Genomic DNA, 15,191 nt, shown 5'->3' with positions numbered 1-15,191 from the left:
GACTGCCGCACCCTTGAATCTACAAAATTGATTGATGGGATTTCAATCCACGCACTCATGAAGAGTGCGACAATTACTGCAGGTGGTTTTTCTGGAGTTTCAACAATTTCAATCCACGCACTCATGAAGAGTGCGACACACATAATGCGAAATTAACAGAGGATGATGTAAATTTCAATCCACGCACTCATGAAGAGTGCGACATCTCCACAGCAGCAGGAGTACCTTTAATCTGGTATTTCAATCCACGCACTCATGAAGAGTGCGACGCAGGTCCACGAGAATCACCGCAAATACATTATTATTTCAATCCACGCACTCATGAAGAGTGCGACGCGTCTTGCTCGTCAGCCGAAACCTCGCCGTCATATACATTTCAATCCACGCACTCATGAAGAGTGCGACATGAATACGATCCTGTCCACGCCTAGATTGAAAAAATTTCAATCCACGCACTCATGAAGAGTGCGACATTAGTAATTTCATCAAAAGAAACCTCTTCGTCAATTTCAATCCACGCACTCATGAAGAGTGCGACATGCAAAGGTAAAAGATTTCATGCAACCCTAAAAAATTTCAATCCACGCACTCATGAAGAGTGCGACTCGACGTAAAAATCGTCCATTAAGTGTAGGAGTCTATTTCAATCCACGCACTCATGAAGAGTGCGACTAACTCTTCAAACACAATTGATATTAAAGCTGGTATTTCAATCCACGCACTCATGAAGAGTGCGACACTGGTATACAGGTTGTCTGTAACAATAATGACTATTTCAATCCACGCACTCATGAAGAGTGCGACAATGAACCAAGTAACTGGGCGAAATCAGCCTGGGAATTTCAATCCACGCACTCATGAAGAGTGCGACTTGATCCTCTATGCTCCACTCTAAAATTTATAGTAATTTCAATCCACGCACTCATGAAGAGTGCGACCGATATGGAAGAACTAAAAAAATGCAGACTAATATTTCAATCCACGCACTCATGAAGAGTGCGACCAAAGTTGTATGTGGATTTACTGTTGTCCAGTGATTTCAATCCACGCACTCATGAAGAGTGCGACATTCGGGTGTCTTTTCTTTTTAAATTATCTCGGAATTTCAATCCACGCACTCATGAAGAGTGCGACATTATTGAGGTGATAAAAATGGGAATCCAAAAAATTTCAATCCACGCACTCATGAAGAGTGCGACAATCCAGTCCGATGATTTACCGTTTAGTTCTTTGAATTTCAATCCACGCACTCATGAAGAGTGCGACCCACACTGTCATTCCTATAGCTGCTAACTTTGGAATTTCAATCCACGCACTCATGAAGAGTGCGACGGAAAACCTCGACGATGTTGAACGGGCATTGCGCATTTCAATCCACGCACTCATGAAGAGTGCGACTTTATCGATGTGGCGAATGTTTTCCGTCCCAAAACATTTCAATCCACGCACTCATGAAGAGTGCGACAATTAATAGATTAGTACTAAAATTAATATATGAAGATTTCAATCCACGCACTCATGAAGAGTGCGACAATTAATAGATTAGTACTAAAATTAATATATGAAGATTTCAATCCACGCACTCATGAAGAGTGCGACTATGGTGTATTAGCTCCACCACAAAAGAGGTTGAATTTCAATCCACGCACTCATGAAGAGTGCGACTTACAGAGTTCACAAGGACACCGACTGGTTGGAAATTTCAATCCACGCACTCATGAAGAGTGCGACCCGTGCGATATCCGTTACCACATCCATACAGTCTATTTCAATCCACGCACTCATGAAGAGTGCGACTATCACTTAGGTGAAATGCTCGGTTTCACATGGATTTCAATCCACGCACTCATGAAGAGTGCGACTTAGAGAAAATTGCTATAGATATGGTTGTGGGTATTTCAATCCACGCACTCATGAAGAGTGCGACGAAAAGTTAGAAAACCATCAAGGACCTAGTAATATTTCAATCCACGCACTCATGAAGAGTGCGACAATGCTTCACCTGCTCCGATCCATTCGGGAATGATATTTCAATCCACGCACTCATGAAGAGTGCGACCAAATACGAGTTGGACGTGTGGCTAGGTTTGTGGAATTTCAATCCACGCACTCATGAAGAGTGCGACAAAATGAGACCATTTAAAAATTTTTCGTGTGATATTTCAATCCACGCACTCATGAAGAGTGCGACAGGATTAGTAGGGAAAGCAGAAGATATAAAATGGATTTCAATCCACGCACTCATGAAGAGTGCGACTGTCGATCGTTCTTATCTGTTCCATTAGAATTACTATTTCAATCCACGCACTCATGAAGAGTGCGACTGGTTTTCCATGCGTATAATAGAGCTTCTGTGATATTTCAATCCACGCACTCATGAAGAGTGCGACGATGTATTCTGAGTCTACTAAGAGTAGTTAGGAATTTCAATCCACGCACTCATGAAGAGTGCGACGGCGCATAGCGCAAGGATAGAAAATGTTAGGATTATTTCAATCCACGCACTCATGAAGAGTGCGACGAGATTAACTATATCAACGCAATATCTAAAGAAATTTCAATCCACGCACTCATGAAGAGTGCGACTAATAACGTTAATAAACGAAATATACGACGTGTTATTTCAATCCACGCACTCATGAAGAGTGCGACAATAGCGGTGCTGCAACCGAAACTCGTACCATTATTTCAATCCACGCACTCATGAAGAGTGCGACATTTGGTGATCAAATTCCCCTTTTATTTAGATTATTTCAATCCACGCACTCATGAAGAGTGCGACGCGATATTTAGAGTTGACTGTTATGCGAGTTTTATTTCAATCCACGCACTCATGAAGAGTGCGACCATCTTCTTTTTCGTTATTCATTAAGGCGAAAAATTTCAATCCACGCACTCATGAAGAGTGCGACGTTGTTAAATTTAAAGCTATCGGTGTATTTATAAATTTCAATCCACGCACTCATGAAGAGTGCGACAGAAGAAAGGGATTGACCACGTAAAGCTTTGAAATTTCAATCCACGCACTCATGAAGAGTGCGACGGTGCTATTTTAGCAGCATTTCTTTTCGCCTTAATATTTCAATCCACGCACTCATGAAGAGTGCGACGTGGAGTGGACTTAACCACACTTAGTAAGATTTTGATTTCAATCCACGCACTCATGAAGAGTGCGACAATATTGGGTTTCATTTATTTATTCCTTTTAAAATTTCAATCCACGCACTCATGAAGAGTGCGACGTTTTTTCGCATCTTCATTCAGATCACCAACATACTATTTCAATCCACGCACTCATGAAGAGTGCGACTTAAATATGGCATCCAATTGACCATAACAGACGATTTCAATCCACGCACTCATGAAGAGTGCGACCTTGACCGTGATTATCAAATCATATATTTCGCGCAATTTCAATCCACGCACTCATGAAGAGTGCGACATGGACCTCACGGAAATAGTCGCGAAATTAGGTACATTTCAATCCACGCACTCATGAAGAGTGCGACGCAGACGCTATGATGTACTGGCGACAAAAGGAGATTTCAATCCACGCACTCATGAAGAGTGCGACAAATATGTGGATAATGAACCGAGTCGAGGAAGAATTTCAATCCACGCACTCATGAAGAGTGCGACTGCAGGACTATAACCTAACCCAATATGACGGTGAATTTCAATCCACGCACTCATGAAGAGTGCGACACGTGAACAATTAGTCCCATTAATTTAATAGGAGATTTCAATCCACGCACTCATGAAGAGTGCGACTGTGACATTTGCAGTTGAAGCAAACGGTACACCTATTTCAATCCACGCACTCATGAAGAGTGCGACAATGGCGATAAAGTTGTTATGCATACTTGTGGAATTTCAATCCACGCACTCATGAAGAGTGCGACAGCTAACAAACATCATTGAGAATTACAAACTGCATATTTCAATCCACGCACTCATGAAGAGTGCGACCGTCGGAGACATATCAATTGGAAATAACTCGAAAATTTCAATCCACGCACTCATGAAGAGTGCGACTAGTGACGTATAAAAAAATGGAGGGTGACAAAATATTTCAATCCACGCACTCATGAAGAGTGCGACATAGTCGCTTACAAGATTTTAAAGTAGCCGAGGGAATTTCAATCCACGCACTCATGAAGAGTGCGACCTACCTTTCCTTCCTGCGCGTAAAACGGGGAAATACATTTCAATCCACGCACTCATGAAGAGTGCGACGTGTCACCGAGTAAATAAGGCATCACCCATGGCAATTTCAATCCACGCACTCATGAAGAGTGCGACAGCCGTGGGTAGCGCAATTCTTCGAAAGTAAATAAGATTTCAATCCACGCACTCATGAAGAGTGCGACCGCAGGTAAACAGTTAGGCTTCGAGGACACACGCGATTTCAATCCACGCACTCATGAAGAGTGCGACCTAGCAAGTTCGACTGCCATTTTTTCCTCTATTATTTCAATCCACGCACTCATGAAGAGTGCGACGTGATCCGAGATGGCGAAAAGGCTGCTCCTTATATATTTCAATCCACGCACTCATGAAGAGTGCGACGGATTCGGTTTTTATTCCAAGCAGGTCTATGGATATTTCAATCCACGCACTCATGAAGAGTGCGACGTGACACCGCCACCGCTTGACGTCATGAACTTTATATTTCAATCCACGCACTCATGAAGAGTGCGACACAAATGTACCTGCTTCGGCATTCCAAGTTAAAATTTCAATCCACGCACTCATGAAGAGTGCGACAAAAGATTCTTCCTTTTGCCAAGGAAGTAGAAAAATTTCAATCCACGCACTCATGAAGAGTGCGACCGATTTCAGCCATAACCGCCGACGGTCTATGGCTATTTCAATCCACGCACTCATGAAGAGTGCGACGTCATTGAAGCACTTGCAACAGGAAACAATTATATTTCAATCCACGCACTCATGAAGAGTGCGACAAAGAATTTACTGTACATCATAATAATATTGGTATTTCAATCCACGCACTCATGAAGAGTGCGACAAAGAAATCTCATGAAATGGGATGGTACGGAAAAATTTCAATCCACGCACTCATGAAGAGTGCGACGTTCTTTAAAATGGTCCAAAGGCAGAGCTAAAAGTTATTTCAATCCACGCACTCATGAAGAGTGCGACTGCAGTAACCTCAGTTAATGCAGATTTAACAGCACTTATTTCAATCCACGCACTCATGAAGAGTGCGACGTTACTCCTCATGTTCCGATCGTGGAAGGGGAAGAAGATTTCAATCCACGCACTCATGAAGAGTGCGACTTTTCATTAGCTAATAGTGGTACTTTAAATAGGGATTTCAATCCACGCACTCATGAAGAGTGCGACTACAGACTCCCAGCTATTCGGGAGCCTATGAAGATTTCAATCCACGCACTCATGAAGAGTGCGACAAGAGTACTGCATTAACGATCGAGAAGTCGTAAATTTCAATCCACGCACTCATGAAGAGTGCGACAATTTCGCGAGCAACGTACGCAGGAATTATGTAAAATTTCAATCCACGCACTCATGAAGAGTGCGACTATTTTCGCGAAAAGTAGTACAAGCGTAGCGATATTTCAATCCACGCACTCATGAAGAGTGCGACTTTCAAGTATAAATGTCTGACCGACGGAGGAGGATTTCAATCCACGCACTCATGAAGAGTGCGACCAAAACGTGGTGTTACTATTGCGGATGCACCAAAAGATTTCAATCCACGCACTCATGAAGAGTGCGACTTTTCGTCCCATTCCTTCTGTAAACTGCTTCCAATTTCAATCCACGCACTCATGAAGAGTGCGACGCCAATTACAGTTTTTGCATGCGTTAGTTTCTGATTTCAATCCACGCACTCATGAAGAGTGCGACAGATGAGCATTTAAAGGCCTTGCGTGATTCTCGATTTCAATCCACGCACTCATGAAGAGTGCGACTTTTACTGGGTAAACCGATTCCGAATACTTTGGGCAAATTTCAATCCACGCACTCATGAAGAGTGCGACATAATGTAGCGGTGGATGAGCAAATTGCTGTAGCATTTCAATCCACGCACTCATGAAGAGTGCGACACGGATCTTATGCAGATACCGCGGATTTAGTAGGATTTCAATCCACGCACTCATGAAGAGTGCGACCGGGGTTCCCTCGTTTAAGATTCCCTGTTAAGGGAGATTTCAATCCACGCACTCATGAAGAGTGCGACTTTCAAGTATAAATGTCTGACCGACGGAGGAGGATTTCAATCCACGCACTCATGAAGAGTGCGACAGCTTATTCGACAGTTAAAAGCAAAGACTTAAGAATTTCAATCCACGCACTCATGAAGAGTGCGACGAAGTATGGGGGGTTCCTAAATGAGTGAATGGATTATTTCAATCCACGCACTCATGAAGAGTGCGACTCGTGTAAAACTTTTTAACTGACGCTTGTCCTGTATTTCAATCCACGCACTCATGAAGAGTGCGACCCCAACGTTGCTCACTCTGCTCCGCCGGCTGCTTAAATTTCAATCCACGCACTCATGAAGAGTGCGACTCTGTCACCTCAAGGGTCAGAAGTGTGGAAGGGAATTTCAATCCACGCACTCATGAAGAGTGCGACGGATGCTTTTCTGCTGCTTTATCGTGTTTTTTTATATTTCAATCCACGCACTCATGAAGAGTGCGACGCTGGAATAGAGGTCATTTTCCGCTTTTTCACGATTTCAATCCACGCACTCATGAAGAGTGCGACTATTATGTTTGTTTACCTACTGGTGATAACAATATTTCAATCCACGCACTCATGAAGAGTGCGACAGCGATTTTTAAACAAAAAGGGTAACTTTACACCCCTTTTGTTTAAAATCCACTATTTCCCTTGTAAAACAAGGAACATAATAAACAATTGTAACATAATTGGAATATTAATCCTTATTTTTTGGTGCGAATCCCCCTGGGATTTCATGTGAGCTTCACATTCGCACTAAAGAATTAACGGTCCTTCTAAATCTAATGATTCTTTTATTCCTACGTGCTCTACTTTATTTTTATAATTATTGCCTAATTGGTAGAATCTTAGGCTATCTTGCCCCTCATCGATAATTCCTGCTAATTCAAATTTCAATGAAGTAAATTGAGTTGCATCAACTACGCATTCGAACACTGAATTTTGTACTCTTTGTCCGTAGTTTTGACAAACTTTAGAAACCTTTCTCAGCCTTTTTCTTCCTGCACTTGTCATGGTACTAACATCGTAGGTAATTAATACAAGCACAAATCACACCTACTTCCAAAGAAATGGAGGGTACTCATCTAAATCCCCTCGTAAATATCTTGCTAATAACAGAGCTTGAGCATGGGGAACTAGTCCCCATTGAATTTTTTCACCAAGATATGGATGAGTAATTTTATCCTGTTTTTTATTTTGCCAAGCAGTTAGAAATTTCCTTCTTGCTTCATCTGTCATTAGTACTGAGCCGTTTTCCTTTTTCACAAAATCATCTTTGCTAACTACCTTTTTATTTATCAATGACAAGACAAACTTATCTGCATAAATTCCTCTTAGTTCTTCCATTACATCTAAAGCTAGTGAGACTCTTCCTGGACGGTCACGATGCAAAAAACCAACATATGCATCCAATCCAACCCCTTCTAAAGCTGACGCCATATCATTAGCCAATAATGTATAAGAAAACGAAAGTAAGGCATTCACATTATCCAAGGGTGGTCTACGCGAACGTGAATGGAAATAAAAATCCTCTTTCTGCTGCAATATCATCTGATCAAATAATCGATTATAACTGATTGCAGCTTGTCCCTCTAACCCTCTTAATCTTTCTAAATCATCACATGATCTCACTTCTTGAATGATCGCTGACAAATGTCTTGAAATTCCTTTAAATTGTGCTACGTCTATCCTTAAAGGATAGTCTCTCGTCATTCTTTCAATCATCCATTTATTATTAAAAATCTTACCAATGATAAAATTACGAGCTATCTCAGCTGACATCTTTTCATTATCAGAAATACGATATTGTTTTTTCCTTAAAGTAACATTTCCTCTACTTTGACCAATTACCCGTGCAAGAAAACGACCACTTCCTGTTAAAAACAAAAGTGAGATATTCCTCTCTGCACAATAGCCCATCAATGCAGGGCTTGCTCCTGTATAACCAAACGAGACAATTGATTCTAAATTATGTAGTGGAAGTCGTCCCAGTTTTTCTTGATCCTTTAATAAAACAATATTATCTCCATCCAATGATAAATAAACATCCGATTGAGTGATGAATAATGTGTTAAGCAGCTTCTTCATTCGGCAATCTTCCCTTCAATATAGCTTTTTACAGACCGTTTATTCATAATATTCGGTAAGCAAATATGCTGAAGGGAACAACTTTTGCAGAAGGCACCCGTCTTTACCTTTGGTGTATAACGGCGCTGATAATAATCATACATCTCCGATACAATCGATTTTACCTTTCTCTTCTGCTCAATTGTAATAGGAATTTCCACTCGATGTTTAATTTCATTATAAAACATATATCCCGTATTAACCTCACAAAGCAACATTTCCTCTAAGCATATGGCTTGTGCCGTCAGCTGCGATATATCCGAATCATCCCTTTTCGGCTTGCCCCTCTTATATTCAACTGGATAAGCACGGAATTTCCCCTCTGTACCAGATAACTCAACTCCATTTTCAGAACGAATAAATTCCACTACATCACATACACCAGTTATCTTTAACTGCTTCGATTTTACTGACATGCCGCGCACGACAATTTTGTCGCCCCGCTTTTCTCTAATAAACGGCTGATCCGCTTTCGTATGAAGGTGTTGTCCCTCAATCGTTCTTACGTTCTCTTCCCACTGCTGCTCAATATGAATAAGCGCCCATTGCCGTTTGCAAAAGAGGAAATGTTGAATGCCTGATAACATTAAATAGTTATCTTCTTCATTAAAGGCCATCAATAATCTCTACTTTTAGACCATCTAATTCATTGACAGTGATCATATAATCACTAATTGATTTTGGTTCCTCAACCTCAGCCTTCACTTCTAACAAACGATGTACCTTAGCAGAGGAGTATTGTCCAAGCTTTGAATTATGCTCCCACCAGCAGACTTTCAGCACTTCCATGCTACCATCAGGACGTGCGGATGATGCATCATTTTCAAACAGCGTAATTAGTGCATTTTTCAACTTAAGTGCATCCTCATTAGAAAATCCCGTCTTTTCCGCCAACTGTGTATTGATGCTGCCAAAAAATTTATAAACACCAAAATCCACACGATGCTTCATCCCCATCGTGTCTGAACCCTTCTCCTTTCCAGGCTCCGAGTTGACACTTTTGGTAATTTGCATGCTTGTAATATCAATTGGATTAACACTTGTTGCTGTGTGAATAGAAACGGGTCCTCTTACACCAACAGACACCCCTTTGCCAGATCCGCCTTTAAATGCAAATACTTGACCAAAGCTTCTGACATCAAACCAGGCTTTACATGCTGCCGCTGCAAATAATTCACTCGCATTTTCTTTTGATTTTAATGCTTGACCCAATTCTGGATTCGCATCTGCCCTTTCTCTTAAGCTATTAAAGTCATCTGATTTTTTATCATTTGATTGTACAAAAATAGATTCTTCCATATCTAGAAGGCGATTTCTAATTTTTCGTTTAATTGCCACATCTGAGATTTCGCCATGTCCATCATAATTTTGTCTCGGACGATTCCCATTCAATGGATCTCCATTCGGGTTTGCCTTTGATACAGATAAAACAACTGCAAAATCAATTTTATGATCTAGTGTCGTCATTCTTTATTCCCCTCTCCATTATCTTTATCTTTTTTCTGGTACAGATCATGGCGCTGGCTGTAAAAGCCTAATAAGTACTTTCCTGAAAGCGGCTTATTATTGAATTCTTCTGGTTTTATTTTTGTGCCTACATCATCGATTAACTTGTTATAATACCAAACCTTCTCTCCTAAACGAGCTTGATATGACTGTAGTGCTCCTTGAATTGTTCTCCACGTTCGTTCTGGGTGCTGAGAAAAAGAATTCATATATCTTCTAGCGTTGGTTGCCCGTTGATCACTTGAATCTAAAGCATTTCTTTCGAGAACATCAGCAATTGCCAGCAATCGTCCGAACAAATAATCGCGGTCATTATTTTCTTTATCTAACGACACAGTATATCCCTCCTTTTTATTAATTAATGCACAGGTGATGCTCAACGTCTTTTCCCATTCCCATCTTTCCATAGATACAGGATTGGATGCTCGGCGGATAGCACTCCTGACAATGTCCAAAGGAATTTTCTTTTCGTCAATAACACAGGGTAGCATTCTCTCCATTAATCCTTTGACAACTTTTTCATTAGCCTTCGGACCATAGGCTGCAAAGGCAATATCTTTTGTTGCAGGAGCTCCATAAAATTGTACAAACTCTTGATCATCATTTTTCCGATATCGGTGTTCCCAAGCACAAGTAGCATGCCAATTTTTTAATCTATTAAAATACATTTCTTTATCCAGATTACGATAATATAAAACAGCAAGCCTACCTGTTGTAGCAGAATCAAGAACCAAAATATTAATATTGGCACCAGTTGAAAGATCATTTTTATAGCCTTCAATTGCCTTTGCTAATTGATTCGCAAATTCCTCATGTGTATAGGATTTGATTTCTTTTTTTGCTGACGAAGTCTCATCCATTGAAAAAACTGAGAAGCTATCATCTGCAAAACTAGGGACATCCAATGCATCGTTTCCCCAAACAAGAAACACCCTTCCATCTATAATTTTCGCCTGTTTATTTATTAGCCATTTCAGCGCATTATGTGCTTTTTGCGAAACCTCATAGCTGATACTAGCAACCTCATTAGCTTTATTGAATCTTCCTCTAAAAGTAAAACCACTCGTATCATTAGCTGATATTAGCTTCGCTTTATCACCTGCATTTCTAATTTTATTTGCATGCTTATCTGTTCCAGCCAACAGTTCCCCTGTCACATAGCAAAAATCATCATTACCTAATTGTTCTTTATAAAAATTGATAAAGGACTTATACATTTCGAGATCTTTCCAAACTTTCGGCAAGATGTTTTTTGAGGAATGCACGGTAAACCTTACGAAAGCACTCTCTTGTCCTCCGGTTACGGTTGAAAAAATTGGTGGTTTCTCTCCAAGAAATGCTTCAGCCTTTTTGTCCCATGAATCAATTAAGTTGCCATCAGCGCCAACATGTAATATTCCTTCATTTACGAGATCTTTAATTAATGTGCGTTTACTTAAATAGGTGTATATGCTTTTTACTTGCGGGATAGCATATTTCGATTCAACCCATTCCTTCAATTGGGCAATGTAATACGAAAAGGGCTCTTCCTTCTTGATTTTGCCACCATATGCAACAAAATCTCCCGCTACATAGCTGAGTTTGTCATGAAGTGGGTAAGGCGCTATTTTGGAACCTGCACGGCTGGAAGAATCCTCTGTACAAGGAATTAACGTACTCCCCTCATTCTTATCAATTAGAGATGCAGTATGAAATTCACCATCTTCCGTAATAGTAACTTCAATATGGGCTGTCTGAGTCGTATGGGAAATTGGCAGCAAAGTATACTCCTGACCATTATATTTATTTGCAATTTTCCCAACTTCATCAAGATTTGATTCATAAGTCTCATACAAATTCAATAACCAACTCATTCATTCACCTCCCATCTTCTAATTGCTTTAATAGTTCATCAGATGATTCGACATTTGAGTGGTCAAAGGCTTTTGGTTCCATATCTGCTAATTTGCGGACTTGTGTGCATTCATCTGGTCTACGAAATTTAATAACGCCATCCTTCATAACAGGACTCCAAAGACGGACTTCCATTTCACTTCTGCCTGTTTCATCCGGATAATTGATGCCATGCACCATTGTGCCAAGATGAATCTCCCCATAGCCATCATAGAAACCTTCTCCTGAACCAAATTCACAAGGCTCTACATAGCCTTGGCATTCCCGAGCACCGAGGAAGATATCCCTGCGCCCACCAACATTAAGAGAGCGCCTCATTATATTGTGATGCTTATTCTCGTTGCGATCAAAGGCCATATCTGGTCGATGTGGATTAAAGATAAAGTGAGCTTTCACTTGGTACCTAACATCCCTTAAATAAGTATAATTTGCCAAAGTATTACCACCGCCATATTCAATTGGACGAATACCTTTTGATTCCATTTTGATCGCATTCATGATTCTGATCTCATCTACTACCATTAACAATGTCGGCTTCCAATAGATACTCTCAACTATTCCTTTTAACGCTTGATAAGTTGGCACATTGTACGTCATCTTTTCTCCACCCATTTTGGTCAATGGATCGGTAAAAAGAGCATATGGTCCGTATAATTCAAACTCAATTGAATTTCGCATTGAATCACCTCCTGCACTTTTTGATTATTCTAATAATTATATAGTAACTTTTTCCTATTTAAATTTCAATAGATTTCCAAATTAAATTAACTATATATTATACGAATGTTGCGAATTTTATTTGAACATGTTAAAATTAGTTGTCGCTACAGAAGCGTGGATTGAAAAGTATATTATATTGTTAAAAAACCTATCTCCTAAAGATAGGTTTTTTATTACCCTAAAATATTGCATCTCCGAAACCACTCTCATTCTGCAAATCCACACCATATTCATCACTATAAGCCCCTTCCTTAAGCGCAATGATTTTCCCATCCAGTAATGAAACAAGTCCACTATTTTCTGTAAGCAACTGCTTTTCATGACTAAATAAATTCACGGTATATTGCTGGGCTTTTCTCAGCAGCCTACTTAAATCTTCTATTGAATTATTACCATTTAAATCTGATATAATATCAATTCCTTCACCGTAGGGCACAATAACAGATGTCGTCAAATTTTTAATAACACTAAAATGCTCAGCTGCTGTTCCATATCCGTTTAATATAAATAATTGGACATCCTTAGTCTTATTATGCTTATGAATATAAGCCTGACGATAACTATTTTCATTTCTCGGCTCCATAAGCAGCTTCGTCATTTCTTTCTTCAACTTTGGAATGAAATAGTTCAAATCAGATGCAAACTCCGAATAAAACTCTTGAAAATAGCGATCCATTGCATCTTTTGAAAGAATATGGCCGCCGTGACTGTATTTATCACGCTTTAAATCAATAAAAGTTCGCTTTGCTACTTGCTTTCCTTTTTGAATTTCCTTTAATTTATTTAAATTTTCTTCTTCATGATCAATAACATAAACAGAGCGAATGCCCATTTCTCCATGCCGATTACAGCGACCTGCTGCCTGGGCAATTGAATCAAGTCCAGCAAGTGAACGGATCACACATTCAAAACTGACGTCTACACCAGCCTCAATCAGCTGTGTACTGACACAAATGATCTTATTTCCTTGCTTCAACTGATTCCTTATTTTTTCTAAAATATCATTTCTATGTGCAGCACACATTGATGTACTCAAATGGTACACTGGCACACCCATAACTTGTTCTTTTAATTTCTCATATAAATCTTTAACAACTGACTTTGTATTTAAAATGATTAACATACTTTGGAGCTCGTCCATCTTTTCGACTATAAAATCTGTCAATTTTTCATTGTTAAATGTTCGGTCTGTTGCCAAGTCGACTATTTCAACTCGTTTAAATGCATCGATAACATGATCAAGTCGATCAATCATCTCCGCATCTGCATCAATAGCAAGCTTATGCTCTACAAAGTCAAGAGCCGGCTGTGTTGCCGTGCATAATACAATACTTGACCGACCGTACGCCTTTAAAAAGTTCAGTGCATCATTAAATAGTGAGACACATGGAATTGGAACCTTTTGCACTTCATCAAAGATAATGACTGATTCGCTCAAATTATGGAGCCTGCGAATATTCCTACTCCCTTTCTCATAAAAAGTATTCAAAAATTGAACCATTGTAGTAAAAATAATTGGCGAATCCCAATTATCCTTTGCAAGCTTCAACTTCTGAATCTTACTCATGAAGCCATCCTGATTTTCATCATTATCATCTGCATCTTCTATCACATTTGAATGATGCTCTAATATATTTTCTTCATCCTGCAAGATCTTTCTAACTTCTTCTGCATTCTGTTCAATAATTGTTGTAAAAGGTACGACATAGATAATGTGTTTTTTATTATATTTTTTTGCATGCTTTAAAGCATATCTCAAACTAGCTAACGTTTTTCCACCGCCAGTTGGGATCGATAATGTGTAAATGCCGGATGGCTTTTCTGCAAAATGATCACATTGCTGCGACATTTCACTTCTTAATAGATTAATAGGAGTATTTGCATTCTCATGTTGCTGGAAGGATTTCACTTTTGACATTAGCCTATTGTAATATGTATCAAAAAGGAGAGTATGATTTTCTTGAGGTTCGTAAGGTTTATTCTCTTCGAATAGTCTTGTATTCGTTCGATCAGCATCGATGAGGGCACTAAAAATAAATTTCGTTAAAAACATATATTTTTGTTCACTTGTTTTGGAAGGGTCCTTCAGTAAAAACTCCTTCAATTCAACTGCTGCCTGTTCTACATAAGACAAAAAGTCCGCTTCACACATTACATGCTTGAAAAAGTTCTCTTTCGAGGTTTCAAACTCTATTAGTTCCTTCTCACAAACTCTTTTTAAATAATCTGATTCCAAATCAGCATTAAAGAAGTCCTTAAGATAAGAATGATGCGATATAATTGCATTACCGACAATTTCTGCTAACTTACCCTTGAATTCTGTAATGTTTTTTTCATGAAATAAACGATACAAGAGCTTGCCACCAGCAGTAGAATGATCGACACTTCCTCGTCTCGGTGGAGCATCTGGATTATTTACAGCCTCCAATATATAATCCTTGAATTCATCCGTATATTTTCCGAAATCATGCAGTACCCCTGCTAATCCTGCAATATACTTCACACCTATTTTTCCCCCAAAAGCTTCCGCTAATGCTTGTACTTCGAGCAAATGCTCTTCAACCGTCTGAAATTCCCCATCACTTTCACGAATGTGGGCAATATAGCTCATACAACCACTCCTCACTTACTAAAAGTCTATCTAATTACAAATTATAACATTTATTACTTACTTTTGATCTATTTCGGATTTTTAATAATTAATAATTAACTAA

At 39.5% G+C, this 15,191-nt stretch carries 7 protein-coding genes and 1 CRISPR repeat array (1 of these 8 cut by a window edge); all 7 genes read right to left on the bottom strand.

Annotated elements, in window-relative coordinates:
- Positions 1 to 6,821: a CRISPR direct-repeat array (repeat unit 32 nt; unit sequence ATTTCAATCCACGCACTCATGAAGAGTGCGAC) (it extends 1,215 nt beyond the left edge of the window).
- A gap of 166 nt (positions 6,822 to 6,987) precedes the next feature.
- Positions 6,988 to 7,278, bottom strand: a complete 291-nt coding sequence (gene cas2 / locus J2Z40_RS07585) for a CRISPR-associated endonuclease Cas2 (protein ID WP_066400723.1) — start codon at positions 7,276 to 7,278, stop codon at positions 6,988 to 6,990.
- A gap of 9 nt (positions 7,279 to 7,287) precedes the next feature.
- Positions 7,288 to 8,319 (bottom strand): type I-C CRISPR-associated endonuclease Cas1c, encoded by a 1,032-nt coding sequence (gene cas1c, locus J2Z40_RS07580; protein ID WP_066400722.1) that lies wholly within the window; start codon positions 8,317 to 8,319, stop codon positions 7,288 to 7,290.
- Positions 8,316 to 8,975 carry a CRISPR-associated protein Cas4 gene (cas4, locus tag J2Z40_RS07575; RefSeq protein ID WP_066400721.1) on the bottom strand — a complete coding sequence of 220 codons (660 nt, stop codon included), beginning with the start codon at positions 8,973 to 8,975 and terminating at the stop codon, positions 8,316 to 8,318. The genes cas1c and cas4 overlap by 4 nt, the downstream gene beginning before the upstream one ends.
- On the bottom strand, positions 8,965 to 9,825 hold the full coding sequence (cas7c, locus tag J2Z40_RS07570) for a type I-C CRISPR-associated protein Cas7/Csd2 (RefSeq protein ID WP_066400719.1): 861 nt from the start codon (positions 9,823 to 9,825) through the stop codon (positions 8,965 to 8,967). Before cas7c ends, cas4 begins: the two co-directional genes overlap by 11 nt.
- The gene (cas8c, locus tag J2Z40_RS07565) at positions 9,822 to 11,717 is read right to left on the bottom strand and encodes a type I-C CRISPR-associated protein Cas8c/Csd1 (RefSeq protein ID WP_066400717.1); all 1,896 of its coding nucleotides are present in this window, start codon (positions 11,715 to 11,717) and stop codon (positions 9,822 to 9,824) included. Before cas8c ends, cas7c begins: the two co-directional genes overlap by 4 nt.
- Positions 11,718 to 11,721: 4 nt before the next feature.
- Positions 11,722 to 12,435 (bottom strand): type I-C CRISPR-associated protein Cas5c, encoded by a 714-nt coding sequence (gene cas5c / locus J2Z40_RS07560; RefSeq protein WP_066400716.1) that lies wholly within the window; start codon positions 12,433 to 12,435, stop codon positions 11,722 to 11,724.
- 220 nt (positions 12,436 to 12,655) lie between these two features.
- Positions 12,656 to 15,088: a CRISPR-associated helicase/endonuclease Cas3 gene (locus J2Z40_RS07555; RefSeq protein WP_066400715.1), complete on the bottom strand. Its 2,433-nt coding sequence runs from the start codon at positions 15,086 to 15,088 to the stop codon at positions 12,656 to 12,658.
- Between the last annotated feature and the right edge of the window lie 103 nt (positions 15,089 to 15,191).

Source organism: Cytobacillus eiseniae (genome assembly GCF_017874625.1).
In the GTDB taxonomy this organism is placed as follows: Bacteria; Bacillota; Bacilli; order Bacillales; family Cytobacillaceae; genus Cytobacillus; species Cytobacillus eiseniae.
The sequence above is the reverse complement of the archived record's forward strand: the minus strand, read 5'-3'. Positions and strand labels throughout refer to the sequence as shown.

Coding starts and splice junctions, on each gene's coding strand:
- cas1c (WP_066400722.1), bottom strand. CDS start 8,319: ATGAAGAAGCTGCTTAACACATTATTCATCACTCAATCGGATGTTTAT.
- cas4 (WP_066400721.1), bottom strand. CDS start 8,975: ATGGCCTTTAATGAAGAAGATAACTATTTAATGTTATCAGGCATTCAA.
- cas7c (WP_066400719.1), bottom strand. CDS start 9,825: ATGACGACACTAGATCATAAAATTGATTTTGCAGTTGTTTTATCTGTA.
- cas8c (WP_066400717.1), bottom strand. CDS start 11,717: ATGAGTTGGTTATTGAATTTGTATGAGACTTATGAATCAAATCTTGAT.
- cas5c (WP_066400716.1), bottom strand. CDS start 12,435: ATGCGAAATTCAATTGAGTTTGAATTATACGGACCATATGCTCTTTTT.
- J2Z40_RS07555 (WP_066400715.1), bottom strand. CDS start 15,088: ATGAGCTATATTGCCCACATTCGTGAAAGTGATGGGGAATTTCAGACG.